21 protein-coding genes and 1 pseudogene are annotated in these 24488 nt (G+C 64.8%); 19 read left to right on the plus strand and 3 right to left on the minus strand.

All coding sequences use genetic code 11. The features are described from left to right. Positions 1-232: 232 nt before the first annotated feature. Positions 233-505 (plus strand): aspartate-semialdehyde dehydrogenase, encoded by a 273-nt coding sequence (locus EJ078_RS16440; RefSeq protein WP_067001506.1) that lies wholly within the window; start codon positions 233-235, stop codon positions 503-505. Between the two features lie 163 nt (positions 506-668). Here the strand turns inward: EJ078_RS16440 and EJ078_RS16445 are convergent, their stop codons facing one another. Next, positions 669-1331 (minus strand): YggS family pyridoxal phosphate-dependent enzyme, encoded by a 663-nt coding sequence (locus EJ078_RS16445; protein WP_095799960.1) that lies wholly within the window; start codon positions 1329-1331, stop codon positions 669-671. 147 nt (positions 1332-1478) lie between these two features. On the opposite strand from EJ078_RS16445, the gene leuS reads away from it, so the two are divergent. Together leuS and lptE are read left to right on the plus strand one after the other, a co-directional pair. Continuing rightward, positions 1479-4121 carry a leucine--tRNA ligase gene (leuS, locus tag EJ078_RS16450; RefSeq protein WP_127214110.1) on the plus strand — a complete coding sequence of 881 codons (2643 nt, stop codon included), beginning with the start codon at positions 1479-1481 and terminating at the stop codon, positions 4119-4121. Then, entirely contained in the window at positions 4108-4689 is a 582-nt protein-coding gene (gene lptE, locus EJ078_RS16455) for an LPS assembly lipoprotein LptE (protein ID WP_067324955.1), read from the plus strand. Before leuS ends, lptE begins: the two co-directional genes overlap by 14 nt. 91 nt (positions 4690-4780) lie before the next feature. Here lptE and fsa read toward each other — a convergent pair whose 3' ends face one another. Continuing rightward, positions 4781-5437, minus strand: a complete 657-nt coding sequence (gene fsa / locus EJ078_RS16460) for a fructose-6-phosphate aldolase (protein ID WP_095799713.1) — start codon at positions 5435-5437, stop codon at positions 4781-4783. A gap of 90 nt (positions 5438-5527) precedes the next feature. Between fsa and EJ078_RS16465 the strand changes: the two genes are divergently transcribed. The 9 genes and pseudogenes from EJ078_RS16465 to lepB form a co-directional block, all read left to right on the plus strand. After that, positions 5528-7711, plus strand: coding sequence for a primosomal protein N' (locus EJ078_RS16465; RefSeq protein ID WP_067324959.1), 2184 nt, complete (start codon positions 5528-5530; stop codon positions 7709-7711). A 34-nt stretch (positions 7712-7745) separates the two neighbouring features. Next, a complete protein-coding gene (locus EJ078_RS16470) occupies positions 7746-8441 on the plus strand; it encodes an aspartate/glutamate racemase family protein (RefSeq protein WP_127214112.1) in 696 nt (231 codons plus the stop codon). A gap of 125 nt (positions 8442-8566) precedes the next feature. Then, entirely contained in the window at positions 8567-8962 is a 396-nt protein-coding gene (locus tag EJ078_RS16475) for a DUF4345 family protein (protein WP_067324963.1), read from the plus strand. A 247-nt stretch (positions 8963-9209) separates the two neighbouring features. Next, positions 9210-9770, plus strand: a complete 561-nt coding sequence (locus EJ078_RS16480) for a F0F1 ATP synthase subunit delta (RefSeq protein ID WP_067324965.1) — start codon at positions 9210-9212, stop codon at positions 9768-9770. Then, positions 9770-11299, plus strand: coding sequence for a F0F1 ATP synthase subunit alpha (gene atpA, locus EJ078_RS16485; protein WP_067001528.1), 1530 nt, complete (start codon positions 9770-9772; stop codon positions 11297-11299). Before EJ078_RS16480 ends, atpA begins: the two co-directional genes overlap by 1 nt. Positions 11300-11333: 34 nt before the next feature. Continuing rightward, positions 11334-12218: a F0F1 ATP synthase subunit gamma gene (locus tag EJ078_RS16490; RefSeq protein WP_067001531.1), complete on the plus strand. Its 885-nt coding sequence runs from the start codon at positions 11334-11336 to the stop codon at positions 12216-12218. Between the two features lie 75 nt (positions 12219-12293). Continuing rightward, the gene (gene atpD / locus EJ078_RS16495) at positions 12294-13874 is read left to right on the plus strand and encodes a F0F1 ATP synthase subunit beta (protein ID WP_067002177.1); all 1581 of its coding nucleotides are present in this window, start codon (positions 12294-12296) and stop codon (positions 13872-13874) included. A 98-nt stretch (positions 13875-13972) separates the two neighbouring features. Further along, positions 13973-14380 carry a F0F1 ATP synthase subunit epsilon gene (locus tag EJ078_RS16500; RefSeq protein WP_208720740.1) on the plus strand — a complete coding sequence of 136 codons (408 nt, stop codon included), beginning with the start codon at positions 13973-13975 and terminating at the stop codon, positions 14378-14380. 188 nt (positions 14381-14568) lie between these two features. Continuing rightward, positions 14569-14751, plus strand: a pseudogene (gene lepB / locus EJ078_RS16505) (signal peptidase I); the annotation flags it as partial. A 35-nt stretch (positions 14752-14786) separates the two neighbouring features. Here lepB and EJ078_RS16510 read toward each other — a convergent pair. Beyond that, positions 14787-16328 carry a mannitol dehydrogenase family protein gene (locus tag EJ078_RS16510; RefSeq protein WP_127214114.1) on the minus strand — a complete coding sequence of 514 codons (1542 nt, stop codon included), beginning with the start codon at positions 16326-16328 and terminating at the stop codon, positions 14787-14789. A 181-nt stretch (positions 16329-16509) separates the two neighbouring features. On the opposite strand from EJ078_RS16510, the gene uxaC reads away from it, so the two are divergent. The 7 genes from uxaC (at position 16510) to recQ (ending at position 24149) form a co-directional block, all read left to right on the plus strand. Then, entirely contained in the window at positions 16510-17913 is a 1404-nt protein-coding gene (gene uxaC / locus EJ078_RS16515; RefSeq protein WP_127214116.1) for a glucuronate isomerase, read from the plus strand. Positions 17914-18123: 210 nt separating this feature from the next. Then, positions 18124-18885, plus strand: a complete 762-nt coding sequence (locus tag EJ078_RS16520; RefSeq protein ID WP_082953895.1) for a FadR/GntR family transcriptional regulator — start codon at positions 18124-18126, stop codon at positions 18883-18885. Between the two features lie 114 nt (positions 18886-18999). Then, positions 19000-19767 carry a 2-dehydro-3-deoxy-D-gluconate 5-dehydrogenase KduD gene (gene kduD, locus EJ078_RS16525; protein WP_127214118.1) on the plus strand — a complete coding sequence of 256 codons (768 nt, stop codon included), beginning with the start codon at positions 19000-19002 and terminating at the stop codon, positions 19765-19767. A gap of 31 nt (positions 19768-19798) precedes the next feature. Next, positions 19799-20128, plus strand: a complete 330-nt coding sequence (locus EJ078_RS16530; protein ID WP_127214120.1) for a cupin domain-containing protein — start codon at positions 19799-19801, stop codon at positions 20126-20128. 234 nt (positions 20129-20362) lie between these two features. Next, on the plus strand, positions 20363-21055 hold the full coding sequence (locus tag EJ078_RS16535; protein WP_245458851.1) for a sulfotransferase: 693 nt from the start codon (positions 20363-20365) through the stop codon (positions 21053-21055). 49 nt (positions 21056-21104) lie between these two features. Then, positions 21105-22064, plus strand: a complete 960-nt coding sequence (locus EJ078_RS16540; protein WP_208720741.1) for a hypothetical protein — start codon at positions 21105-21107, stop codon at positions 22062-22064. A gap of 219 nt (positions 22065-22283) precedes the next feature. Continuing rightward, a complete protein-coding gene (gene recQ / locus EJ078_RS16545; RefSeq protein WP_245458853.1) occupies positions 22284-24149 on the plus strand; it encodes a DNA helicase RecQ in 1866 nt (621 codons plus the stop codon). Positions 24150-24488: the final 339 nt, after the last annotated feature.

Consider the following 24488-nt stretch of genomic DNA (forward strand, 5'->3'; position numbering starts at 1 on the left):
TCGCGGCATTATTAACAGTTCCGCCGTGACGGCAATATTAGACGTTGGATTCGCGCGGCGGGATGACGCAGGGGCAAGTGCAAACGCCTGTCAGCACTCTCGCCCTAGGGCTGCTAACCGTCTGTTTTTCCGATGGAAAACTTGGGTCTGATGTGCGAAAATCAATAGACGGTTAAGCAACGAGGCGCAGAGTTTCGCGTTGGGAGGAAAGGAGAATCAACTGAGGACGGCAATGCGCCATCATCTCGAAATGGACTTGATGCTCAGCGGCTATGGGCTGACCACGGCCAAGATCCTTTATCACTTCCCAGACCATCCACATCTGCTGCAAAGCTATATCTGGCAGGATTACGACATCGCGCCGGAGTTTCCGGTGCTGATCCGCTTCATCGAATTCTGGAAGACCAAGCTCGACGGCCCGCTGCATTCGGTGACGTACACGCACCAGAAGCTGATCGCGCCGAACGAGTGGCGGAAAGTGGACGGGGAGTTCGTGCTGCACTGAGCGGCGCAGAGGTTCTCTGTACGTCGAATGTTTGGCGGAAACGCCCATCACTCGTCATCCGCGGGCTTGGTAGGAACGGCCCGGTTCGTTTCAAGCGCTGGCGGAAGCGTTATCGATCGATTGTCGGGTCGGTAACAAGATCGCTACCAGCGTCTCGAGGCGCTTAGCGACTGCCGAAAATCGCCGAGCCCAGCCTGACGCTGGTCGCGCCGAAGGCGATCGCGGTCTCGTAATCGCCGGACATGCCCATCGAGAGCATTGCGACGCCGGCCTCGCCAGCGATCTTTTCCAAAAGCGCGAAATGCGGGCCGGGATTCTCGTCCGCCGGCGGGATGCACATGAGGCCCTCAATGGCGAGGCCGTGCACCTCGCGGCAGCGTTTGACGAAAGCGACGGCGTCGCGCGGCTCGATGCCGGCCTTCTGCGGCTCGGAACCGGTGTTGACCTGGACATAGAGTTTCGGCGCCCGGCCTTGCCTGGCGGTCTCCTTGGCAAGCTCGGCGGCGATCTTCTCGCGATCGACGGTCTCGATGACATCGAAAAGCGCCACCGCTTCCTTCGTCTTGTTGGACTGCAGCGGCCCGATCAAGTGCAGCTCGATGTCGGGAAACGCCGCTTTCAGCGCCGGCCATTTACCTTGAGCTTCCTGCACGCGGTTCTCGCCGAAAACACGCTGGCCCGCCTCGATGACCGGGCGGATATCTTCGGCCGCGAAGGTCTTCGAGACCGCAACCAGCATGACGGCGCCGGGCTCACGCTTTGCCTCGCGTTCGGCGCTTGCGATCTTCGCCTTGACCGCGCGAAGCTGTTCGACGGGGCTCGTCATGTCCATATCCTGCCCATAGTTTTAGCACCAACGCCGGATCGCCACAGTTGACGGGTCTGGCAATCCATGGTGAACACCGCGACGACATTGTCTCGGCTGCCGGCCTTGCCCAGCGCCGCGCACCCGCTTTTAAGTGAAAAACATCTGATGGCAACCGAACGATACAATCCGCGCACGTCAGAGCCCAAATGGCAGAAGGCCTGGGCCGAAAAGAAGCTGTTCGAGGCCAGGAACGAGGACCCGAAGCCGAAATACTACGTGCTCGAGATGTTCCCTTATCCCTCGGGGAAGATCCATATCGGCCACACCCGCAACTATACGATGGGCGACGTCGTCGCGCGCTACAAGCGGGCCAAGGGCTTCAACGTGCTGCACCCGATGGGTTGGGACGCCTTCGGCATGCCGGCCGAGAATGCCGCGATGCAGAACAAGGTCCATCCCAAGGACTGGACCTACGAAAACATCGCCGTCATGCGCGAGCAGCTCAAGATGATGGGCCTGTCGCTCGACTGGGCGCGGGAGTTCGCCACATGCGACGTCGACTACTATCACCGCCAGCAGATGCTGTTCCTCGACTTCGTCGAGAAGGGGCTGGTGACGCGCAAATCCTCCAAGGTCAACTGGGACCCGGCAGACATGACGGTGCTCGCCAACGAGCAGGTCATCGACGGCCGCGGCTGGCGCTCGGGCGCGCTGGTCGAGCAGCGCGAGTTGACGCAGTGGTTCTTCAAGATCACCGATTTCGCGCAGGACCTGCTGGATTCGCTCGGCCGTCTCGACGAATGGCCGGAGAAGGTCAAGCTGATGCAGCATAACTGGATCGGCCGCTCGGAAGGGCTGCTGATCCGCTGGCCGCTGGCGGCTGCAAGCTCTGCCAAGATCGGCGGCGACATGCACGAGCTGGAAGTCTACACGACCAGGCCGGACACCATCTTCGGTGCCTCCTTCATGGCGGTCGCGGCGGATCATCCGCTGGCCAAACAAGCCGCCGAGAACAATCCGGCGCTGGCCAAGTTCATCGACGAGGTCCGCCATATGGGCACCTCGGTGGCGGCGCTTGAGACGGCCGAAAAGAAGGGTTTCGATACCGGCATCCGCGTCGTCCATCCTTTCGACGACGGCTGGACGCTGCCTGTCTACGTCGCGAATTTCGTGCTGATGGAGTATGGCACGGGCGCCATCTTCGGCTGCCCGTCGGGCGATCAGCGCGACCTCGACTTCGCCAACAAATACGGCCTGCCGGTAGTCCCGGTAGTGATGCCGGAAGACGGCGACGCAAAAAGCTTCCAGATCACCGAGGAGGCCTATGTCGACGACGGCGTGATGATCAATTCGCGCTTCCTCGACGGCATGAAGCCGCAGCGCGCGTTCGACGAGGTGGCGAAGCTGCTCGAACAGAAGACGATCGGCGGCCGGCCGATGGCGGAGCGCAAGGTGAATTTCCGCCTGCGCGATTGGGGCATCTCGCGCCAGCGCTACTGGGGCTGCCCGATCCCGATGATCCACTGCGAGGCCTGCGGCGTGGTGCCGGTGCCGAAGGCCGATCTGCCGGTGAAACTGCCTGACGACATCGAGTTCGACCGTCCGGGCAATCCGCTCGATCGGCATCCGACATGGCGTCACGTGAAATGCCCGCAATGCGGGCGCGACGCGCGGCGCGAGACCGACACGATGGATACATTCGTCGATTCGTCGTGGTATTTCGCGCGCTTCACCGCCCCCTGGGCGAACGAGCCGACCGAGCCGAAGGCGGCCGACGAGTGGCTGGCGGTGGACCAGTATATCGGCGGCATCGAGCACGCGATCCTGCATCTGCTCTATTCGCGCTTCTTCACGCGTGCCATGCGCGAGACCGGCCATTTGAACCTCGCCGAGCCGTTCAAGGGCCTGTTCACGCAAGGCATGGTGGTACACGAGACCTACCGCGTCGGCGGTCCGTCGACAAATGGGCGCTGGCTGTCGCCGAGCGAGGTCAGGATCGAGGATGCCGGCGGCAAGCGCCGCGCCATCGAGATCGCGACCGGCGAGGAAGCGTCGATCGGCGCGCTCGAGAAGATGTCGAAATCGAAGAAGAACACGGTGAGTCCGGAGGAGATCACCGACGGCTACGGAGCCGATACCGCGCGCTGGTTCATGCTGTCGGATTCGCCACCCGAGCGCGACGTCGAATGGACCGACGAAGGTGCCGCCGGCGCGCATCGCTTCGTGCAGCGCGTCTGGCGCCTGGTGCAGATCGCGGCCGAACAGCTTGGCGACGTGAAGCCGGCCGCGGCGAGCGAAGGCGAGGCAGGTGCCGTTTCCAAGGCCGCGCACAAGATTCTTAAGGCGATCGGCGAGGACATCGAGAAGCTCGGCTTCAACCGAGCTATCGCCCGCATCTACGAGCTTGCCAATGCGCTGGCCGTGCCGCTCAACGACGTCGCCGAAGGCAAGGCTGACGCGGCGCTGAAGGGCGCCTGCCGCGAGGCCGTCGAGATCCTGGTGCATGTGATCGCGCCGGTGATGCCGCATCTGGCCGAGGAATGCTGGGAGGCGTTGGGCGGCACCGAGATGGTCGCCGAACGGCCGTGGCCTGCCTACGATCCGGCCCTGGTCGTCGACAACGAGATCATGCTGCCGGTGCAGGTCAACGGCAAGAAGCGCGGGGATTTGACAATTGCCCGCGACGCGGATCAAGGTGCCGTCGAAAAAGCGGTGCTGGCTCTCGACTTCGTGCAGAAAGCGCTCGATGGTAAAGCCCCGCGCAAGGTGATCATCGTCCCGCAGAGGATCGTCAATGTCGTTGCCTGATCCGGAAAAGTCACAGGCGGCGCGTTTGCTGCGTCGCGCTGCTCTCAGCGGCCTGATCGCCTCGCTGGCACTGGTCTCCGCCTGCACGGTGCGGCCGCTCTATTCCAGCGCGCCGCTCACCGCCGGCTCGCAGGTCGGGGCCGCCGCCGAGCTGGCGTCGATCTCGATCAAGCCGGTGAGCACGCGCCCTGCACAGCAGGTGCGCAACAACCTGATCTTCGCTTTCGGCCAGGGCTCGGGCGAGCCGGCATCGCCTGCCTATACGCTCGACCTCGGCGTCACCGAGCTTGTCGAGTCGGCGGCCATCGTTCAGGTGCAGACCGAAGAGGACGAGCCGACGGCCGGCACCGTGACCCTCACCGCCAATTATGTGCTCAGAGACGCCGCGACCGGCACTGTGGTCGCGCTCGGCAAGCGCTCGATTCCTTCCTCCTTCGACCGGCCGCGCCAGGAGTTTGCGGCCTACCGGGCGCAGATCGACGCCGAGAACCGCGCCGCCCGCGAGCTCGCCGATCTGCTCAGGCTGGCGATCGCCCAGGACCTGGCCAAGAATGGCAAGAAGGCCTGAGCTGGTCTCTGAGCGCCGCCGCGCTATTTCCCTATTCGATGCAACAAAAAGGCCAGGTTATCCCGGCCTTTTTGTTGTCTGATCTCGGGCCTCAGCCAATCTTCTGGCCGGTCTTGGCCCAGTCGGCGAGGAAGGCGGCGAGGCCCTTGTCGGTGAGCGGATGGTTGACCAGCGCCTTCAACGTCGCCGGCGGCGCGGTCACGATATCGGCGCCGATCAAAGCCGCCTGCTTGACGTGGTTCACCGTACGCACGGAAGCGGTCAGAATCTCGGTCTTGAAATCGTAATTGTCGTAGATGGTGCGGATTTCCGAGATCAGCTCCATGCCGTCCGAGCCGGTGTCGTCGATGCGGCCGACGAAGGGCGAGATGAAGGAGGCGCCGGCCTTGGCGGCAAGCAGCGCCTGGTTGGCCGAGAAGCAGAGCGTGACGTTGACCATGCGGTTCATCTCGGTGCGGATCGTCTTGCAGGCCTTCAGACCATCCAGCGTCAGCGGCACCTTGATGGCCACATTCGGTGCGATCTTGGCCAGCACCTCGGCCTCGGCCATCATCTCCTTGTACTCGGTCGCCACGACCTCGGCCGAGACCGGGCCTTCGACAATGTCGCAGATCTGCTTGGTGACCTCGGCGATCTTGCCGCCCGATTTCAGGATTAGCGACGGGTTGGTGGTGACGCCATCGAGCAGCCCCAGATCGTGCAGCTCCTTAATTTCCTTGATGTCAGCGGTATCGACAAAAAACTTCATGGCTGTCTCCTTGGGGATTGCCTGACGCCGGCCAGGCAGATGCGGGGGTCCCCTTTGATCTAGAGCAAAGTCGGGGCAAGGTCACGCCCGATGATCGAAGATTCGCCCTTTGTCGCGGCCGCGCCGGTGCTGGTGCCGATGCCGGCCGAACGGCCCTACACATATGCCGTGCCGCCAGGCATGCGCGTGGTGCCGGGCTCGATCGTGCGCGTGCCGCTGGGGCCGCGGCAGGTCGCCGGCATCGTCTGGGACGCCGTCGTCGAATCCGTCGATCCGAAAAAGCTGCGGCCGATCGAGGAGGTCTTCGACTGCCCGCCGATCGACAAGGCGATGCGCCGTTTCGTCGACTGGATCGCCCAATACACGCTGTCGGCGCCCGGCATGGTGGCGCGGATGTTGTTGAGGGCGCCGGAAGCTTTCGACCCGGAGCCGTGGATCGAAGGCCTGCAGCGCACGCTTGCCGAGCCCGACCGATTGACCGACGCGCGACGCCGCGTGCTGGAGACGGCCGAAGGCGGGCTTGCCTGGACGCGCTCCGGTCTCGCCCATGCGGCGGGTGTCTCCTCGACCGTCATCGATGGCTTGAGGGCACAAGGCGTGTTCGAGACGGTGATGATCCCGCCAAGGCCGGTGGTCGCCGCACCCGATCCCGGCCATGCTGTGCCGGCATTGATGCCGGACCAGAAGGCGGCGGCCGAGAAGCTGCGCGCGGCGACCGCCGCCGGCGCCTTCAACGTCACCCTGCTCGACGGCGTCACCGGATCGGGCAAGACGGAAGTCTATTTCGAGGCGGTGGCGGCGGCGCTCGACAAGGGCAAGCAGGTGCTGATCCTGCTGCCGGAGATCGCGCTGACGCACGCTTTCCTCGAGCGCTTCCAGGACCGCTTCGGAGCCAAACCGGCGGAGTGGCATTCGGACCTGCCGCCCCGGATGCGCGAACGCGTCTGGCGACAGGTGGCGGAGGGTGGCGTGCGCGTCGTCGCCGGGGCGCGCTCGGCGCTGTTCTTGCCGTTCAAGGAGCTAGGCCTGATCGTCGTCGACGAGGAGCATGACCCGGCCTACAAACAGGAAGACCGCGTCTTCTATAATGCGCGCGACATGGCGGTGGTGCGCGGCCATATCGGCGCTTTCCCGGTCGTGCTCGCCTCGGCGACGCCGTCGGTCGAGAGCCGCGTCAACGCCAGCCAGGGCCGCTACCAGCGCGCGGTGCTGTCGGCGCGTTTTGCCGAGGCGGCGCTCCCCGACCTGAAATCGATCGACATGCGGCGCGCGCCGCCGGCGCGCGGCGGTTTTCTGTCGCCTCTCCTTCTGGAGCAGATGGAGCGCACGCTGGAGAGACAAGAGCAGTCGCTGCTCTTCCTCAACCGGCGCGGCTATGCGCCGCTGACGCTCTGCCGCGTCTGCGGCCATCGCTTCGGCTGCCCGGTCTGCTCGGCCTGGCTGGTCGAGCATCGCTTTCGCGGCCAGCTCGTCTGCCATCATTGCGGCCACAATGAGCGGCGGCCGGAAGCCTGCCCGGAATGCGGCACGCTCGATCATCTGGTCGCCTGCGGGCCGGGCGTCGAGCGCATCGCCGAGGAAGTGGTGGCGCATTTCCCGGAAGCCCGCACGATCGTATTGTCGTCCGATCTCTTGGGCGGCGTGCGCCGGCTGCGGCTCGAGCTCGAGGCCGTCGCCAATGGCGAGGCCGATATCGTCATCGGCACGCAGCTCGTCGCCAAGGGTCACAACTTCCCCGGCATGACGCTCGTCGGCGTGGTCGACGCCGATCTCGGCCTCGCCAATGGCGATCCGCGCGCCGCCGAGCGCACCTTCCAGCTGCTCAGCCAGGTGACCGGGCGCGCGGGCCGCACCGGCAAGAAGAGCCTCGGCCTGCTGCAGACCTACCAGCCCGACCATCCGGTGATGCGGGCGATCGTCTCCGGCGATTCGGAAGCCTTCTACGAGCGCGAAATCGCGGAGCGGGAGCGCGCCGCGCTGCCACCGTTCGGCCGGCTCGCCGGCATCATCGTCAGTGCCGCGACACGCGCCGAGGCCGAAACCCATGCGCGGGGCTTGCGGCGCGCGGCACCTACAGCCTCCGATCTCTTCGTGCTCGGACCGGCCGAGGCGCCGCTGTCGCTGATCGGCGGCCGCCACCGCTTCCGCTTGCTTGTCCAGGGCGGGCGGCGCGCGGACATGCAAGGGTTTATTCGAGCCATGCTGGCGGAGGGGCCGAAGCTGCGCGGCTCCGTCAGGGTGCAGGTCGACATCGACCCGCAGAGCTTCCTATAAGCGAGAAAGACAGTCCCAACGGAGTGCTCGCTTTATGAAAACCCTCGGCCTTATCGGCGGCATGAGCTGGGAATCGACGGCGATCTACTACCGACTGCTCAACGAGATCGTGCGCGAGCGGCTGGGCGGGCTGCATTCGGCCGAGCTGTTGCTCTGGTCGTTCGACTTCGCCGAGATCGCCGAACGCCAGCATGCCGGCGACTGGGACGGCGCCGGTGTCCTTCTGGTAAAAGCAGCGCGCAAGCTGGAGGCCGGCGGCGCCGAGGGCTTGATGATTTGCACCAACACGATGCACAAACTCGCCGACACGGTGCAAGCGGCCATCTCGATTCCCATTATCCATATCGCCGACGCAACTGGACACGCTGTTGTCGCCGCAGGCGTGAAGCGCCCGGCGCTGCTGGCGACACGCTTCACCATGGAACAGGATTTCTATAAAGGGCGGCTCGCCGACAAATACGGCCTGCAGCCGGTCGTGCCCGCCCAGGCCGGCCGCGACATGGTGCACCGGATTATCTATGATGAGCTCTGCCAAGGCGTCGTCAAAGCCGACTCGAAGTCCGCCTACGTCGAGGAAGTCGGCCGTCTGCGGCGCGACGAAAAGATCGACGGCCTCATCATGGGCTGCACCGAGATCACCATACTGATCGGCCAGGGCGATTTCGACATGCCGGTGTTCGACACCACGCGCATCCATGCCGAGGCAGCGATCGACTTCGCATTGTCCTGATCGGGCGCTGTTCTGTCGCTTCTTCTCTTGCGGTCTTTTCAAATGTGCCGGCCGACATCTGGCGCGCGGATTTTCCTCGGCTAGAATGCCGGCAATTTCAGAACAAGACTTTACGAGGGGATCAGATGGAGTTCGCGTTTCCGTGGCCGGCGAGCCAGGGCGAGTGGCTGGCATGGTCGAGCGCCGTCGTGACGCTGCTCATCGGCCTCGTCCTCTTCCTGGCGCCGAATCTCGCCTTCCGCATCCTGCGCCTGCAGGCAAAGCCGGAGAAAGCGGCGGCGATCGCCGAAGGGCGCGGCCGCATGTCGGGCTTCTATCTCGGCGTCAGCCTGTGTTGCATCCTGCTCGCGCAGCCGCTGCTCTATATGGCGCTCGGCTTCTCATGGCTGTTCACCGCTTTCGGTCGGCTTTTGTCGATGATGTCGGACGGCGCCAATACACCTTTCAACTGGGCTTCCATCGTGGTTGAATTGGCCCTGGCGGCGCTGCCGCTTGCCTTCGCCTTCGGCTTCGTACCGTGAATTCGTGACTAATCCGCCGCTCAGGCTCGGCCTTCGCCGCCTGATGCGACAAAAGTGCCTGAAAACCATGCCGGACGATGCATTGCGGTCTCAAAAGGCCTGTGCTAGACGGCAATCGACTTTCGGCCGGGGATAGCGGAAGCCATCCCTCCGTGCTTGGAAAAATCGTAGTAAGGTCAAAGATTTAGCCAGAGTTTTCGCTCGCGCCAACAATCTGCGGCCTGTCAGACAAGAGAAAAGACGGTCCGTGGCCCAATCGTCATCGCCAATCTCAGCTGTCGCAGAGCGCTATGCAAGCTCGTTGTTCGAGCTCGCGCTGCAGGAAAATTCGGTCGCCCAGGTCGAGGCCGACCTCAACGATTTCGAGGCGATGCTGAACGGCAGCGCCGACCTTGCCCGGCTCATCAACAGCCCGGTGTTCTCCAGCGACGATCAGGCCAAGGCGATCGGGGCGATCATCTCCAGAGCCAACATCACCGGCCTCGTCGGCAATTTCCTGCGCGTCGTCGCCCGCAACCGCCGCCTGTTCGCCGTGCCCGGCATGATCAAGGCGTTCCGCCAGATTGCCGCCGACCACCGTGGCGAGGCGTCCGCCGAAGTCACCTCCGCGCATGCGCTGACGGATGCGCAGCAGGCCGAACTCAAGGCGACGCTGACCGGCATCGCCGGCAAGGATGTGGCCATCGCCATGACCGTCGACCCGTCGCTGCTCGGCGGCTTGATCGTCAAGATGGGCTCGCGCCAGATCGATACGTCGCTCAAAACCAAACTCAATTCGCTCAAGCTTGCACTGAAAGAGGTCGGCTGATGGACATCCGCGCCGCGGAAATTTCCGCAATTCTGAAAGACCAGATCAAGAATTTCGGCAAGGAGGCCGAGGTCTCCGAAGTCGGCCAGGTTCTGTCCGTCGGTGACGGCATTGCCCGCGTCTACGGGCTCGACAACGTCCAGGCCGGCGAGATGGTCGAATTCCCGGGCGGCATCCGCGGCATGGCGCTGAACCTCGAAGCCGACAATGTCGGCGTCGTCATCTTCGGCAACGACCGCGACATCAAGGAAGGCGACACCGTCAAGCGCACCGGCGCCATCGTCGACGTTCCGGTCGGTCCCGGCCTGCTCGGCCGCGTGGTCGACGCGCTCGGCAATCCGATCGACGGCAAGGGCCCGATCCAGGCGACCGAACGCCGCCGCGTCGACGTCAAGGCACCCGGCATCATTCCGCGCAAGTCGGTGCATGAGCCGATGTCGACCGGCCTCAAGGCCATCGACGCGCTTATCCCGGTCGGCCGCGGCCAGCGCGAGCTGGTCATCGGCGACCGTCAGACCGGCAAGACCGCCATCATCCTCGACACGATGCTGAACCAGAAGTCGGTGCACGACAACGGCCCGGAGAAGGAGAAGCTCTACTGCGTCTACGTCGCTGTCGGCCAGAAGCGCTCGACCGTCGCGCAGTTCGTCAAGGTGCTCGAGGAGCGCGGCGCGCTCGACTACTCCATCATCATCGCCGCCACCGCGTCGGATCCGGCGCCGATGCAGTTCCTGGCGCCGTTCGCCGGCTGCACCATGGGCGAATATTTCCGCGACAATGGCATGCATGCCCTCATCAGCTATGACGACCTGTCGAAGCAGGCCGTCGCCTACCGCCAGATGTCGCTGCTGCTGCGCCGCCCGCCGGGTCGCGAAGCCTATCCGGGCGACGTGTTCTACCTGCATTCGCGCCTGCTGGAGCGCGCCGCGAAGCTCAATGACGATAATGGCAACGGCTCGCTGACAGCGCTGCCCATCATCGAGACGCAGGCCAACGACGTGTCGGCATACATCCCGACCAACGTGATCTCGATCACCGACGGCCAGATCTTCCTCGAGACCAACCTGTTCTTCCAGGGCATCCGCCCGGCGGTGAACGTCGGTCTGTCGGTGTCGCGCGTCGGCTCCTCGGCGCAGGTCAAGGCGATGAAGCAGGTCGCCGGCTCGATCAAGGGCGAGCTCGCGCAGTACCGCGAAATGGCGGCCTTCGCGCAGTTCGGCTCCGACCTCGACGCCGCCACCCAGCGTCTGCTCAATCGCGGTTCGCGCCTGACGGAGCTCCTGAAGCAGCCGCAGTTCTCGCCGCTCAAGACCGAAGAGCAGGTCGCGGTGATCTTCGCCGGCGTCAATGGCTATCTCGACAAGCTGGCGCTGAATCAGGTCGGCAAGTTCGAGCATGGCCTGCTCAGCCACATGCGCTCGGCCGGCAAGGACGTGCTCGACGGCATCCGCAAGGAGAAGGCGCTGTCGGACGACCTGCGCGGCAAGCTCAAGGCCGAGATCGACGCCTTCGCCAAGACCTTCGCTTAACGAGCAGCCGGACGCACGGGATCAGGTTTGAAGCATGCCTTCATTAAAAGACCTTCGTAACCGTATCGCCTCGGTCAAGGCGACGCAGAAGATCACCAAGGCGATGCAGATGGTCGCCGCGGCGAAGCTGCGTCGCGCGCAGGAAGCGGCGGAAGCGGCGCGTCCCTATTCCGAGCGGATGGGGGCGGTGCTGGCCAACATCACCCAGGCGATCGGCGGCGGCGGCGATGCGCCGGCGCTGATGACCGGCACCGGCAGGGACGACGTGCATCTGCTCATCGTCTGCACCGCCGAGCGCGGCCTGTGCGGCGGCTTCAACTCCCAGATCGCGCGCCTGGCCCGCGAGCATATTCGTAAGCTTCTCGCCGACGGCAAGCAGGTCAAGATCATCTGCGTCGGCAAGAAGGGTTTTGACATCCTGCGCCGCGAGTACGGCTCGCTGATCCTCGAGCGCGTCGACTTGCGCGAGGTCAAGACGCTCGGCTTCGTCAATGCCGATGCGATTGCGCGCAAGGTGATCAACCTGTTCAACCAGGGCGGCTTCGACGTCTGCACGCTGTTCTATTCGCAGTTCAAGTCGGTGATCAGCCAGATTCCGACGGCGCAGCAGATCATCCCGGCGGCCCCGGCTTCCGCCGCTGCCGAGACGAGCAACGGCGCCACGGCCGTCTACGAATACGAGCCGGAGCCGGGCGAGATCCTCTCCGACCTCATCCCGCGCAACATCGCGGTGCAGATCTTCCGCGCGCTGCTGGAAAACGCGGCCGGCGAGATGGGCGCCAAGATGAGCGCGATGGACAATGCGACGCGCAACGCCGGCGATATGATCAACAGGCTGTCGATCACCTACAATCGCCAGCGGCAGGCGCAGATCACCAAGGAACTCATCGAAATCATTTCGGGCGCCGAGGCGCTCTAGGCGCGCCCCGCCGCCGAGGCCATCGACCTCGCGGCAGACGGCGTGAGCAACAGACAGACGAAAAGGGCAAAGACGATGGCGAAAGCAGCTACCCCGAAGACCGCCGCCAAGGCGGCACCGGCCCCCAAGGCGGCAAAGGCTCCGGCAGCAGCCGCGAATGCCGCTCCGGCCAAGAAGGCGGCCGCTCCGGCCAAGGCAGCGGCTCCGGCGAAGGCGGCCAGCGTTGCGGCGAAGCGGGTCGGCGCCGCCGGCAAGGTGCGCCAGGTCATCGGCGCCGTCGTCGACGTCCAGTTCGAAGATCATTTGCCGGCCATTCTGAATGCGCTGGAAACCGACAATGTCGGCAACCGCCTCGTCCTCGAAGTCGCCCAGCATCTCGGCGAGAACACCGTGCGGTGCATCGCCATGGACTCGACCGAAGGTCTCGTGCGCGGCCAGGATGTCTATGACACCGGCGGACCGATTTCGGTGCCGGTCGGCCCGGGCATGCTCGGCCGCATCATCAACGTCATCGGCGAGCCGGTCGACGAGGCCGGCCCGGTCGACGCCGTCGAAATGCGCGCCATCCACCAGCCGGCCCCGGCCTATGTCGACCAGTCGACGGAAGCGCAGATCCTGGTCACCGGCATCAAGGTTCTCGACCTGCTGGCGCCTTACGCCCGCGGCGGCAAGATCGGCCTGTTCGGCGGCGCCGGCGTCGGCAAGACCGTTCTGATCCAGGAACTGATCAACAACGTCGCCAAGGCTCACGGTGGTTTCTCGGTGTTCGCCGGTGTCGGCGAGCGCACCCGCGAAGGCAACGACCTCTATCACGAGTTTATCGAATCGGGCGTCAACAAGAAGGGCGGCGGCCAGGGTTCCAAGGCCGCGCTGGTGTACGGCCAGATGAACGAGCCGCCGGGCGCGCGCGCCCGCGTCGGCCTGACCGGCCTCACCGTCGCCGAGTATTTCCGCGACCAGGGCCAGGACGTGCTGTTCTTCGTCGACAACATCTTCCGCTTCACCCAGGCGGGATCGGAAGTGTCGGCGCTGCTCGGCCGCATCCCCTCGGCCGTGGGCTATCAGCCGACGCTCGCCACCGACATGGGCGCGCTGCAGGAGCGCATCACGACCACGACCAAGGGCTCGATCACCTCGGTGCAGGCCATCTACGTTCCGGCCGACGACTTGACCGATCCGGCGCCGGCCACCTCCTTCGCCCACCTCGACGCCACGACCGTGCTCAACCGCGCGATCTCGGAAAAGGGCATCTACCCGGCCGTTGATCCGCTCGACTCGACCTCGCGCATGCTCGACCCGATGGTCGTCGGCGAGGAGCACTACCAGGTCGCCCGCCAGGTGCAGTCGATCCTGCAGCGCTACAAGTCGCTGCAGGACATCATCGCCATCCTTGGCATGGACGAGCTGTCGGAAGAGGACAAGCAGACCGTTGCCCGCGCCCGCAAGATCGAGCGCTTCCTGTCGCAGCCGTTCTTCGTCGCCGAAGTGTTCACGGGCTCGCCGGGCAAGCTGGTCGACCTCGCCGACACCATCAAGGGCTTCAAGGGCCTTTGCGCCGGCGACTACGACCACCTGCCCGAAGCCGCCTTCTACATGGTTGGCGGCATCGAGGAAGCGGTCGAGAAGGCGCAGCGCCTGGCGGCTGAAGCGGCGTAAAGAAGCGAATAGCGAATAGGGAGTAGCGAATAGGGATCAGTGGGCCGGCCGAGTTTTTCACTACTCGCTACTCGCTATTCCCTACTCGCTAGATTGGCATGGCTGAAGCTTTCAAGTTCGAACTGGTCTCGCCGGAGCGGCTGCTCGTTTCCGAGCAGGTCGAGTCCGTCGTCATCCCGGGCGCCGAAGGCGAAATGACCGTGATGGCGCAGCACGCTCCGGTCATGACCACGATCAAGCCTGGCGTCGTCACGGTGAAAACAGCGGCAGGCAAGGAAGAGCGCTACGTCGTGTTCGGCGGCTTCGCCGACATCCTGCCCTCCGGCTGCACGCTGCTGGCCGAATCGGCGGTCGCCGTCGGCGACATCGATCGCGCTGATCTCGCCCGCCGTATCCAGGAAGCCAGGGAAGACGCTGCCGACGCCATGGACGACGAGGCCCGCAGCAAGGCAGAGCAGTTTCTCAGCCAGCTCACCACGTTGGAAGGCGCGCTGCTGCCGGCCTGACGGCGGCATCTTAGGATGGACTGAAAGAGAGCGGGCTTGCCCCCGCGGGCTTGCCCCGCTTTTTTGTTTGCCTCGTTTGCCCGTTTTCTCGTTTGGGAGACAGTTCGCCTGCTTGTCAGGGTGTCTTGCGGTTTCATGCAAACGGCGAGCCGCTCTATCTTCTTGTTTGGGTGATCGACCCCGACACGAGTTCGGCAGGCGACGACACGCCGGAAATCGTCGTGCCGCCTGATGAATATTTCATGCTCGGCGACAATCGCGACAATTTGGCCGACAGCCGCTTCACCGGCACGGTGCCGTACGGCAATCTCGTTGGCAAGGCAGTGCGCCTGTTCTGGACGGGGCCTACTCTGCCGCACGGCAGGTCGTGAACGAGTCGGGCGAGTAGTCTCGGTTCAGAGACGCGCTACTCGGCCAGCCGGGGCGGTTCCTTGCCGATGCCGAGCGCCGCGAGAGCCAGCTTCGGACCGCCCTGCTTGAAATGGACGAGATGCGTCGCGACAAACTCGATCAATTTCTGTCGCTCCGGATGATCTTTGGCAAAGCCGGCGAGGTCGAACACGGCCTCGGCCATTGTTGCCGCCGGCAGATTGCGGCCGAACAGGTTGCTGAGGGCGTCGTCGAGCGGGTCGGTGAAATGACCCTCGGGCAAGCTGCCACCGCGCGCGGAGCATGCGGCGATCCAGGCGGCGACAACCAGCGACAGATGTTCCGGCAGCAGGCCCGCCTCCAGCCGGGCAAGCGCGGAAGCGACGATGCGCTGCGGCAGCTTCTGGCTGCCATCATTAGCGATTTGCGCGGTGCGATGAGCAAGCGCGGTGTTGGAGAAGCGCTGGGCGAGCTCGGCGGTGTAGGCGGCGGTATCAAGGCCTGCATCCTGGGGCAGCGTCGGCACGGCTTCGGCCCACAATGCGTCGACAAACCGTCGGATCGACGGGTCGGCGAAGGCGCGGTCGACGGTCGCGTGGCCGCTGAGCAGCCCTAGATAGGCGATGCCGGAATGCGCGCCGTTGAGCAGTCTCAGCTTCATGTCCTCGAAGGGACCGACATGCTCGACCATGGTGACGCCGAATTTCTCCCAGGCCGGCCGCCCGGTGGGGAAACGATCCTCAATCACCCATTGGCAGAACGGCTCGGTCATCACCGGCCAGGCATCCTCGAGACCAAGCTCGCCGGCGATGCGGGCGCGGTGGGAGTCGGTGGTCGCCGGCACGATGCGGTCGACCATGGAAGACGGGAAGGCCACTTCGTTGGCGACATGGCGGGCGAGTTCGGTATCGTCCTGTCGAGCGAGCCCGGCATCGCCCTGTCGAGCAAGTCGTAAGTCGCGCAGCTTGGCAAACTCGAGCAACAGCTTGTGCAGCGTGGCGCCGTTGGCCGGAAGGTTGTCGCAGCACAGCACCGTGAAGGGCGGCGTGCCGGCGGCGCGGCGGCGCGCAAGCGCCTCGGCCAGAAAACCATGCGCCGTCCTGGGCGATCCGGGGTTTCCCAGATCGTGGACGATATCGGGATGAGTTTCGTCGAGGCTGCCGTCGGCGGCCCTCAGATAGGCCTTTTCGGTGATGGTCAGCGTGACGATGCGGGTGCGCGGATCGGTGAGCGCGGTAAGCACGGCGTCCGGATCTTCGGGCGCCACCAGCAACGACACGATCGAGCCGATGATCTGCAACTGCTCGCCGGCGCTTTCCCTCACCGCCAGCGTGTAGAGACCGTCCTGCGGCGACAGCGCATCGCGTGTATCGGGACTGCGCAGCGAGACGCCAATGATGCCCCAACCTGTATCGCCATCCGCCAGGACGGCGTCGACATAGGCCGCCTGATGAGCGCGATGGAAGGCGCCGACGCCGAGATGGACGATGCCGGGCGTCACGGCGCCGCGATCGTAGCGGGGTACGGCGATTGCGCCCGGCAGCTGCGCGATCGAGGCGTTCGACAGACGGCTGTTCATTGGTTTGAAGTCTCCGATTGGCGCGTCGAGCCTGGCAGGAATGGCGGCAGCGGCGTAGCACCCGCCGCTGCCCGGTACAATGGCCGGGCCTTATGCAAAAGTCATCATACAACTGGCTGGTTTTTGTATGTTGACAATGTTGTTTGCTAATCCACCAATGGGGCAGCCTGGGAGGAGCGAAGTGGCTGCATTGACTGATCCGGACCTGTTGTTCGCGCCGGAAACGCGAACGCTGGCTCGCGCCCTTCATGCAGGGGTCAAGGACCTGCCGATCGTCAGCCCGCATGGCCACACGGACCCGCGCTGGTATGCGCTCAACGAGCCCTTTCCCGACCCCGCGCAGCTCCTGATCGTCCCGGACCACTACATTTTCCGCATGCTGTTCAGCCAGGGCGTGCCGCTGGAAAAGCTCGGCGTGCCGACGCTCGACGGAGCGCCGGTCGAGACCGACGGCAGAACGATCTGGCGGCGCTTTGCCGAGCATTACTATCTCTTCCGCGGCACGCCGACCCGGCTCTGGCTCGACCATGTGTTCGAGCACCTGTTCGGCATCGACGAACCGCTCAACGCCAGCACCGCTGATCGGTGCTACGACACGATCGCCGCGCTTCTTCAGCGCGCCGACTATCGGCCGCGGGCGCTGTTCGAGCGCTTCAACATCGAGGTGATCGCCACCACCGAAGGGGCGCTCGACGATCTCAAATGGCATCGGATGATCCGTGACAGCGGTTGGCAGGGCCGCGTCGTTACCGCCTACCGGCCGGACGCCGTGGTCGATCCCGATTTCGAAGGGTTTCTAGCCAATCTCGATCGCCTGGGCGAAATCACCGGATGCGACACCGGCACATGGGCCGGCTATCTCGAGGCGCACCGAAAACGCCGCGCCTATTTCAAGGAATTCGGCGCCACCTCGTCCGATCACGGCCATCCGACCGCCGACACCGCCAATCTTTCCGACACGGCGGCGCAGGAACTGTTCGACAGCATCCGCCGCGGCTCGGAAGACGAGCGCGAGCGAAAACTGTTCCGCGCCCAGATGCTGACCGAGATGGCCAAGATGAGCCGCGACGACGGGCTGGTAATGCAGATCCATCCCGGGTCGTGGCGCAATCATTCGCCGGCTGTTTTCCAGAAATTCGGCCGCGACAAGGGCTTCGATATCCCGACCCGGACCGACTATGTGACGGCGCTGAAGCCGCTGCTCGACTGCGTCGGGCTGGAGCGTGACCTGACGATCATCCTGTTCACGCTCGACGAGACGAGCTATGCGCGCGAGCTGGCGCCGCTCGCCGGCGTCTATCCGGCGCTGAAGCTTGGGCCGGCCTGGTGGTTCCACGACAGCCCGGAAGGCATGCGCCGCTTCCGCGAAATGACCACCGAGACGGCGGGCTTCTACAATACGGTCGGCTTCAACGACGACACGCGCGCCTTTCCATCGATCCCGGCGCGCCACGACGTCGCGCGGCGTGTCGACTGCGCCTTCCTGGCGCGGCTCGTCGCCGAACATCGGCTGCGCGAGGAGGAAGCGCATGAGCTGGCGCGCGAGCTTGCCTACACGCTTGCCAAGAAGGCGTACCGGCTCTGAGCCGGGCGCCAGGATTTGAAGGGCATGAAGTTCGGCAAGATCACGGTCTGGGAAGCGATACGCTCGAACTGGCCGTTCTAAGGCGCGGGTATCGTGGTTCTGGCGCTGGTGACGTATATTCCCGCGATCTCGCTGTGGTTGCCAAGTGTCTTCAAGTAGGCGTCCTCAAATAGGGCGTTCAGATAGAGGAGTGCGACGGTGGCCGGGCCCATGACGGATCTCAGGGTCGAACGGAAGCCGAAGCTGTCGGAAACGGTGGTCGCGGCGATCCGCAAGCAGCTGTTGGCGGGCGAGATCCCGCCCGGGCACAAGCTGCCGACCGAAGGGCAGCTCACGGAAACCTTTGGCGTCAGCCGCACCGTCATTCGCGAGGCGCTGGCAAAGCTTGCCGCCGACGGTCTCGTCGAGGCGCGGCAGGGCGCCGGCGTCTTCGTAACCGAACACATCTCCACCACGCTCGGCGTTTTAGCCGCCGATATGGGCGCCAAGGATTCGATCGCGCTCAACGTGCTCGAGGTGCGGCTGGCGATCGAGATCGAATCGGCCGGCCTTGCCGCCATCCGCCGCAACGCGGCGCAAGAGGCGGCGATCCAGGAGGCTTTCTTCGAGTTCGAGCGGCTTCTGCTCGCCAGCCAGCCGACCGGTCCGGCGGATCTCGCCTTCCATAGGGCAATCGCCAGCGCCACCAATAACCCGTTCTATGTCGAGATGCTCGACGTGCTCGGCCGCCGCGCCATCCCCTGCGACGTCACCTCGCCCTGGTCGGCCGAGCTCGTCCAGTCCGACGAGTACCAGCGCGGCCTGCAGCGCGAGCATCTGGTGATCCTCAACGCGATTTCGGCGGGCGACGCCAACGCCGCGCGCGAGGCGATGCGGGCACATCTCACCTCCAGCCAGCAGCGCTACCGCGAGCGCCTGCAGGCGCGGCAGGCCTATTACGCAAAGTCCGTGGCGGCTGCGTCGACCGGATAATCATTCGAGCAAGGTAGAGATGGACCAGACACACACCGGCGCTTTCATCTGGGCCATGGCCGGCGACAATGTCGACCATATCGACGTCGACCAGGTGGCGATGGACCAGCTCAAGTGAGCGAGCTTTTCGCCTTCAGCCTTGCGGGAAATCGCATCCTCGTAACCGGCGCCAACACCGGCATCGGCCAAGGCATTGCAGTGTCGGTCGCGCGCGCCGGCGGCGCCGTCATCGGCGTCGGGCGCTCGGCGATGGATGAAACCGCGGAGAAGATCGCGGCCATTGGTGGCCAGTTCGAAACCGTGGCCGCCGATCTCGGCGATTCTGCTGCGGCTGCCGTCATGCTCGACCGGATATGGGACGAGAAGGGACCGCTCGACGGCTTGGTCAACAATGCCGGCATCATACGACGCGCCGACGCGGTCGATCTGACCGAAGCCGACTGGGACGAGGTGATGGACATCAATTTGAAGACGGTCTTCCGGCTTTGCCAGAGTTTTGCCAGACGCGTGCTGGCCGAGCCCGGGCGGCGCGGCAAGATCGTCAACATAGGCTCGGTGCTGAGCTTCCAGGGCGGCATCCGCGTCGCCTCCTACACCGCTTCGAAACATGGTGTGCTTGGCCTCACGAGGCTGCTCGCCTGCGAATGGGCGGCGAAAGGCATAAACGTCAACGGCATCGCGCCGGGCTATATCGAAACCAACAACACCGAAGCCTTGCGCGCCGACCCCGACCGCAGCGCCGCCATCCTCGGACGCATTCCCGCGGGGCGCTGGGGCCGGCCGGACGACATCGGCGACGCGGCCGTTTTCCTGCTCGCGCCCGCGTCGGACTACATGCATGGCGCGGTGATGCCGGTGGACGGCGGCTGGCTGGCGCGGTGACCATTCTGCCAATTCGAACGGAAGTTAAGCGATGACGCCTCTCTTTTCACATGCCGGCGAAAAAGCCTGGGAGCCGACGCCCGACGGCAACAGACGGCGCGTGCTGGTGCACACGGCCGAACTGATGATGGTCGAATTCGCCTTTGACAAGGGCGGCCTCGGCGCGCTGCATTCGCATCCGCACGTCCAGGCAAGCTATGTCGCCGAAGGCCGCTTCGAAGTCACCATCGACGACAAGTCAGAGATCCTGGCAGCGGGAAGCAGCTTCATCGTGCCGTCCAACCTGGTGCACGGCGTCAGGGCGCTGGAAGCGGGGCGGCTGGTCGACAGTTTTGCGCCTTATCGGGCCGACTTCCTATAGCGATATTCCTGTTGCCAAAGAAAAACCCGCGCCGTGAGGCGCGGGTTTGTTGCCTGGGCGCAGGTGGCGCCGCCGCGGTACTCAAACATTGCCGCAGGACGACAACGGTGCCGCAACATGGTGAAGATAGGTTTAACGAAGAGGACTGGCACTCTGCCGGCATATCGGCCAAAGAGACGGCGCGCCGCAGCTTTGGCAACGGATGAACTAAGCCGGCGGGAGCGGAAGTCGGAAATGGACGTCGCACGAAAATCAGAAGCCTTTTTGCGCAAGGCCATCAGGCGGCCGATCAGAGAGGTTCGGCGCTTGGCGCTGGATGTGAAGCGGCTGTGGCGGCTTTGGTTTGCTGGACGCTCGGCGCCTTACAAGAAGATATTCATTGCCGGTTGCGCGCGCAGCGGCACGACGCTGACCCAGCGCCTGATGGGGTGTTTCGAGGACACCTTCGTCCATCGAGCCGAAGCGAAATACACCCAGCTGGATATGTTGGACCGCTCCGAATCCAACCTTGTCGTCAAGCGCACGGATCGGGGTCATATGCATCTGGCGAAATTGCCCGCCGCCATTGGCCTGATCTATTGCGTTCGCCATCCTTTCGACGTGCTCACCAGCTCGCATCCGGAAGGCAGGGCGGAGCGCCGGTTCCATGTCACCTCCGAACGCTGGCTGGCCGAGTACGAGGCCTTGCTGCGGCTGAGAAAGGCGCAGCCGGAGCGCGCGATCGTCTATGTCCGTTACGAGGACATGATCGCTCGGCCGGACGAGGTCCAGGAGAGGATCGCGCGAGCATTCGACCTCAGGCCGCGTATCCGCTTCAGCGAGGATGCCGGCAACCCGATACGGGCAACATCGCTCAAGAAGTGGGAACGGAACGAGGAATACTTGCCTATCTCAAAGCCCTGCCCGCCGCCTTCCTCGCCCGGCTGAGAGGGTTCTGTGACGAGTTCGGCTATGACATGCCGGAGTGGGCAAACGCATGACGTCGATGCTCGGCCTTTCAGCCGAACGGCGAGGACCGTTGATTACGCCCGATATGCTGCCGGGCGATGAGGGAGCCAGCATAAACGGCCCATCGCTGGTGAGGATGCCGGCGTGGGCGACCGGCCGGCTCGCAACGTATCACCTCTATTTCGCGCATCACAACGGCACCTACATCCGCCTAGCCTATTCAGATACGCTGCAGGGTCCTTGGAGCGTTCACCCGGGCGGCGTGCTTTCGCTTGGCGAATGTCCTTTTCTGAGGGATCACATCGCCTCTCCCGACGTGCATGTCGACGAGCAGACCCGACGCATCGTCATGTATTTTCACGGCCCCGAGCGACATGGCCGCGAGCAGACGACCTTTGCGGCGACATCGGTCGACGGCCTTTGCTTCAACCCCAGTCCCCAGGCGCTAGGGCCGTTCTATGCGCGGATCTTTCGGCATGACGGCTGGTGGTATGGGCTTTTGGGCACCGGCAGTATCAGGCTTCGCCGATCTATCGATGGTCTTTCCGGTTTCGAGGAAGGGCCGGTCGTGCTGCCGGGCTCGAGCCGGGTTCGGCCGCGGCATGTGGCGGTGCAGAAGAACGGGGATTCGCTGATTGTCTATTATACGCGCAAGGGCGACGCGCCGGAGCGCGTGATTTACGGCAGCATCGACCTTTCCAAGGACTGGCGGCGCTGGGTCGTGCGCGGCAGGACCGAATTGCTGAGACCCGGCACCGACTACGAGGGCGCCGGCCTGCCGGTTCGCCGCAGCAAGGCGGGCGTGGCAAGAAGCAAGGAGAACGGGCTGCGCGATCCGGCCATTTTCGAGGAGGATGGCCGGACCTGGCTGCTCTATGCCATTGCGGGCGAGAGCGGCATCGCGCTGGCCGAAATCCGACCGGGGGAACCCCGGGCTGCCGGGCTGCGAAAATTGATTGCGGATCTATGGAGCCGGCTTGGAGTCTAACGCGCCCTGCCTTTGCTAACCTCGGCTCAGTGGGCACTGCCGACCGCCTTGCCCTGCCATCTCGGTATCGCCGGGTTGCGGCGCAGGGAGGAGCCGACACCTCCGGCAGAGACGGCGGCGCCGGCAGGCAAAAACGGCGTACAGCACGGGTTGCGATGGCGTTCGGGCGATCCGCGCCTTAAGAACGTGACCTCAGCCGAAACCGGGAATCACTCTCAAATGCAAAACGCGATGGCGGGGCGGGCATCGGTGGCGGGCATTGCGGCGGAGGGGCGCGATCCGAAGCGGCGCGTGCTGAAGGACGTGTTCGGCTTCGACGATTTTCGACCCGGTCAGGCCGAGGTGATAGAGGCGCTGCTGTGCGGCCGGCACGTGCTGGCGGTCATGCCGACCGGCGCCGGCAAGTCGCTCTGCTACCAGGTTCCGGCGCTGGTCCTTGGCGGGCTCACCATCGTCGTCTCGCCGCTGGTGGCGCTGATGCAGGACCAGGTCGCGGCGCTGCGGCTCGCCGGCGTCGCCGCCGATACGATCAACTCCTCGCTCGATCGCGATGCCAATGTCGCGGCGTGGCGCCGCGTCGCCTCGGGCCAGACGCGTCTGCTCTATCTGGCGCCGGAGCGGCTGATGACCGAGCGGATGCTCGACGCGTTGGCCAGGCTCCACATCCGGCTGATCGCCGTCGACGAGGCGCATTGCATCTCGCAATGGGGGCCAGCCTTTCGGCGCGAATATGAGGACCTTGCGCGGCTGCGGGACCTCTTTCCGAAAGTGCCGATGATCGCGCTGACCGCGACCGCGGACGAAACGACGCGCACCGACATTTCGGCGCGGCTGTTTGCCGAGCGTGTCGACACGCTGGTGCTGGGCTTCGACCGGCCGAACATCAAGCTTGCCATCGAGCCGAAGCAGGACAGCAAGCGCCAGCTGCTGCGTTTCGTCGAACGCCATGCGGGACAGAGCGGCATCGTTTATTGCCTGTCGCGCAGGAAGACAGAGGAGATGGCGGCCTTCCTCGAAAAGAACGGCGTCACCGCGCTCGCTTACCATGCCGGCATGAGCAAGGAGGCGCGGGACGCGAACCAAAACGCTTTCATGACGCTGTCCGGCGTGGTCATCGTGGCGACCATCGCCTTCGGCATGGGCATCGACAAGCCGGACGTCGCCTATGTCTTCCACACCGACCTGCCGGCGAGCCTCGAGGCCTATTACCAGGAGATCGGCCGTGCCGGCCGCGACGGGCGGCCGGCCGAGGCGCATATGCTCTACGGCCTCGGCGACATCCGCACGCGGCGCCTGTTCATCGACGACGAGGATGCCTCGCCGGAGCACAGGCGGCGCTCGCATGGCCGGCTGGACACGCTGATCGGCTATTGTGAGACGGCGCAATGCCGGCGCCAGGTCCTGCTTGGCTATTTCGGCGAAGGCGCCTCGCCTTGCGGCAATTGTGACAACTGCCTCAGCCAGGCGCCGCGCGCGGACGGAAGCATCGAGGCGCGCATCATCCTTTCGGCCGTCGCGCAAACCGGCGAGCGGTTCGGGGCCTCGCACATCGTCGACATCCTGCTCGGCCACGAGACCGAGAAAGTGCTGGCCCGAGGTCATCAAAGGCTTGCCAGCTTCGGCACCGGCGCGGCGCACAAGCGACCCGCGTGGCTGTCGCTGATCCGCCAGCTTGTGGCGGGCGGGTACCTGGTGCCGGACCCGGACGGCTATGGCGGCCTTGCCATTTCCGAGAGCGGCCGCGCGCTCGGGCGCGGCGAGATCGCCTTCGAGTATCGCGTCGAGACGCGGCACCGTTCCCTGCGCGACAAGGCGCGTTCGGCCCAGGCAGCGGCGGACGCCGAAGACCTGGACGCCGCGCTGCTCGCCACGCTCAAGGCGCTGCGGCTGCGCCTGGCGAAGGAACGCCAAGTCCCGGCCTACGTCGTTTTCTCCGATCGCACGCTGATCGCCATGGCCGAGCGCTGCCCGCGCGACCTCGCTGCCTTCGCCGAGGTGAACGGTGTCGGCGAAGCCAAGCTCAAGGAATTCGGCGAGGTCTTCTTGAGCGCGATTGCGGAGCATCAATCCGGCGGATCAGGTTGAGGCAAAATCGGCCGGCGCATCACGCTCGTCCGGCCCAACCTACAAACCGGATCACGCATTCAAACGATGATTGCCCGCAGCCGACGCGCAACGCCCGCTCTCAAGTTGCGCCCTGGATGGCCCCGACCATGGTTCTCACAGCGTCCAAGGGCTGCAAGCCGGCCTCGCGCACCAGCGTGCACGCTGGCGCTCATGCTCGGCCGGTCATTTTCGGGCGATGGTGCCGCGGCCCTGCGGGCGCTCGTTGCGCATCGCCGAAGGTGAGCCGTTGAAATGTGAACGGCGCCGATCGGTGGTTCCGCGCCGTTCCTGTGGAAACATTCCTGTTGCAATCTTCGA

The sequence above is a fragment of the Mesorhizobium sp. M1A.F.Ca.IN.022.06.1.1 genome (assembly GCF_003952605.1).
Classification (GTDB): Bacteria; Pseudomonadota; Alphaproteobacteria; order Rhizobiales; family Rhizobiaceae; genus Mesorhizobium.

What these genes read in the sequence shown, in the direction of transcription:
- EJ078_RS16445 (WP_095799960.1), bottom strand. Translation starts at nt 1,331, where the DNA reads ATGACGAGCCCCGTCGAACAGCTTCGCGCGGTCAAGGCGAAGATCGCA.
- lptE (WP_067324955.1), top strand. Translation starts at nt 4,108, where the DNA reads ATGTCGTTGCCTGATCCGGAAAAGTCACAGGCGGCGCGTTTGCTGCGT.
- atpA (WP_067001528.1), top strand. Translation starts at nt 9,770, where the DNA reads ATGGACATCCGCGCCGCGGAAATTTCCGCAATTCTGAAAGACCAGATC.
- EJ078_RS16510 (WP_127214114.1), bottom strand. Translation starts at nt 16,328, where the DNA reads ATGAACAGCCGTCTGTCGAACGCCTCGATCGCGCAGCTGCCGGGCGCA.
- recQ (WP_245458853.1), top strand. Translation starts at nt 22,284, where the DNA reads ATGCAAAACGCGATGGCGGGGCGGGCATCGGTGGCGGGCATTGCGGCG.
- EJ078_RS16475 (WP_067324963.1), top strand. Translation starts at nt 8,567, where the DNA reads ATGGAGTTCGCGTTTCCGTGGCCGGCGAGCCAGGGCGAGTGGCTGGCA.
- EJ078_RS16530 (WP_127214120.1), top strand. Translation starts at nt 19,799, where the DNA reads ATGACGCCTCTCTTTTCACATGCCGGCGAAAAAGCCTGGGAGCCGACG.
- EJ078_RS16490 (WP_067001531.1), top strand. Translation starts at nt 11,334, where the DNA reads ATGCCTTCATTAAAAGACCTTCGTAACCGTATCGCCTCGGTCAAGGCG.
- EJ078_RS16470 (WP_127214112.1), top strand. Translation starts at nt 7,746, where the DNA reads ATGAAAACCCTCGGCCTTATCGGCGGCATGAGCTGGGAATCGACGGCG.
- EJ078_RS16465 (WP_067324959.1), top strand. Translation starts at nt 5,528, where the DNA reads ATGATCGAAGATTCGCCCTTTGTCGCGGCCGCGCCGGTGCTGGTGCCG.
- fsa (WP_095799713.1), bottom strand. Translation starts at nt 5,437, where the DNA reads ATGAAGTTTTTTGTCGATACCGCTGACATCAAGGAAATTAAGGAGCTG.
- EJ078_RS16540 (WP_208720741.1), top strand. Translation starts at nt 21,105, where the DNA reads ATGACGTCGATGCTCGGCCTTTCAGCCGAACGGCGAGGACCGTTGATT.
- EJ078_RS16535 (WP_245458851.1), top strand. Translation starts at nt 20,363, where the DNA reads ATGGACGTCGCACGAAAATCAGAAGCCTTTTTGCGCAAGGCCATCAGG.
- EJ078_RS16500 (WP_208720740.1), top strand. Translation starts at nt 13,973, where the DNA reads ATGGCTGAAGCTTTCAAGTTCGAACTGGTCTCGCCGGAGCGGCTGCTC.
- leuS (WP_127214110.1), top strand. Translation starts at nt 1,479, where the DNA reads ATGGCAACCGAACGATACAATCCGCGCACGTCAGAGCCCAAATGGCAG.
- atpD (WP_067002177.1), top strand. Translation starts at nt 12,294, where the DNA reads ATGGCGAAAGCAGCTACCCCGAAGACCGCCGCCAAGGCGGCACCGGCC.
- EJ078_RS16520 (WP_082953895.1), top strand. Translation starts at nt 18,124, where the DNA reads ATGACGGATCTCAGGGTCGAACGGAAGCCGAAGCTGTCGGAAACGGTG.
- EJ078_RS16440 (WP_067001506.1), top strand. Translation starts at nt 233, where the DNA reads ATGCGCCATCATCTCGAAATGGACTTGATGCTCAGCGGCTATGGGCTG.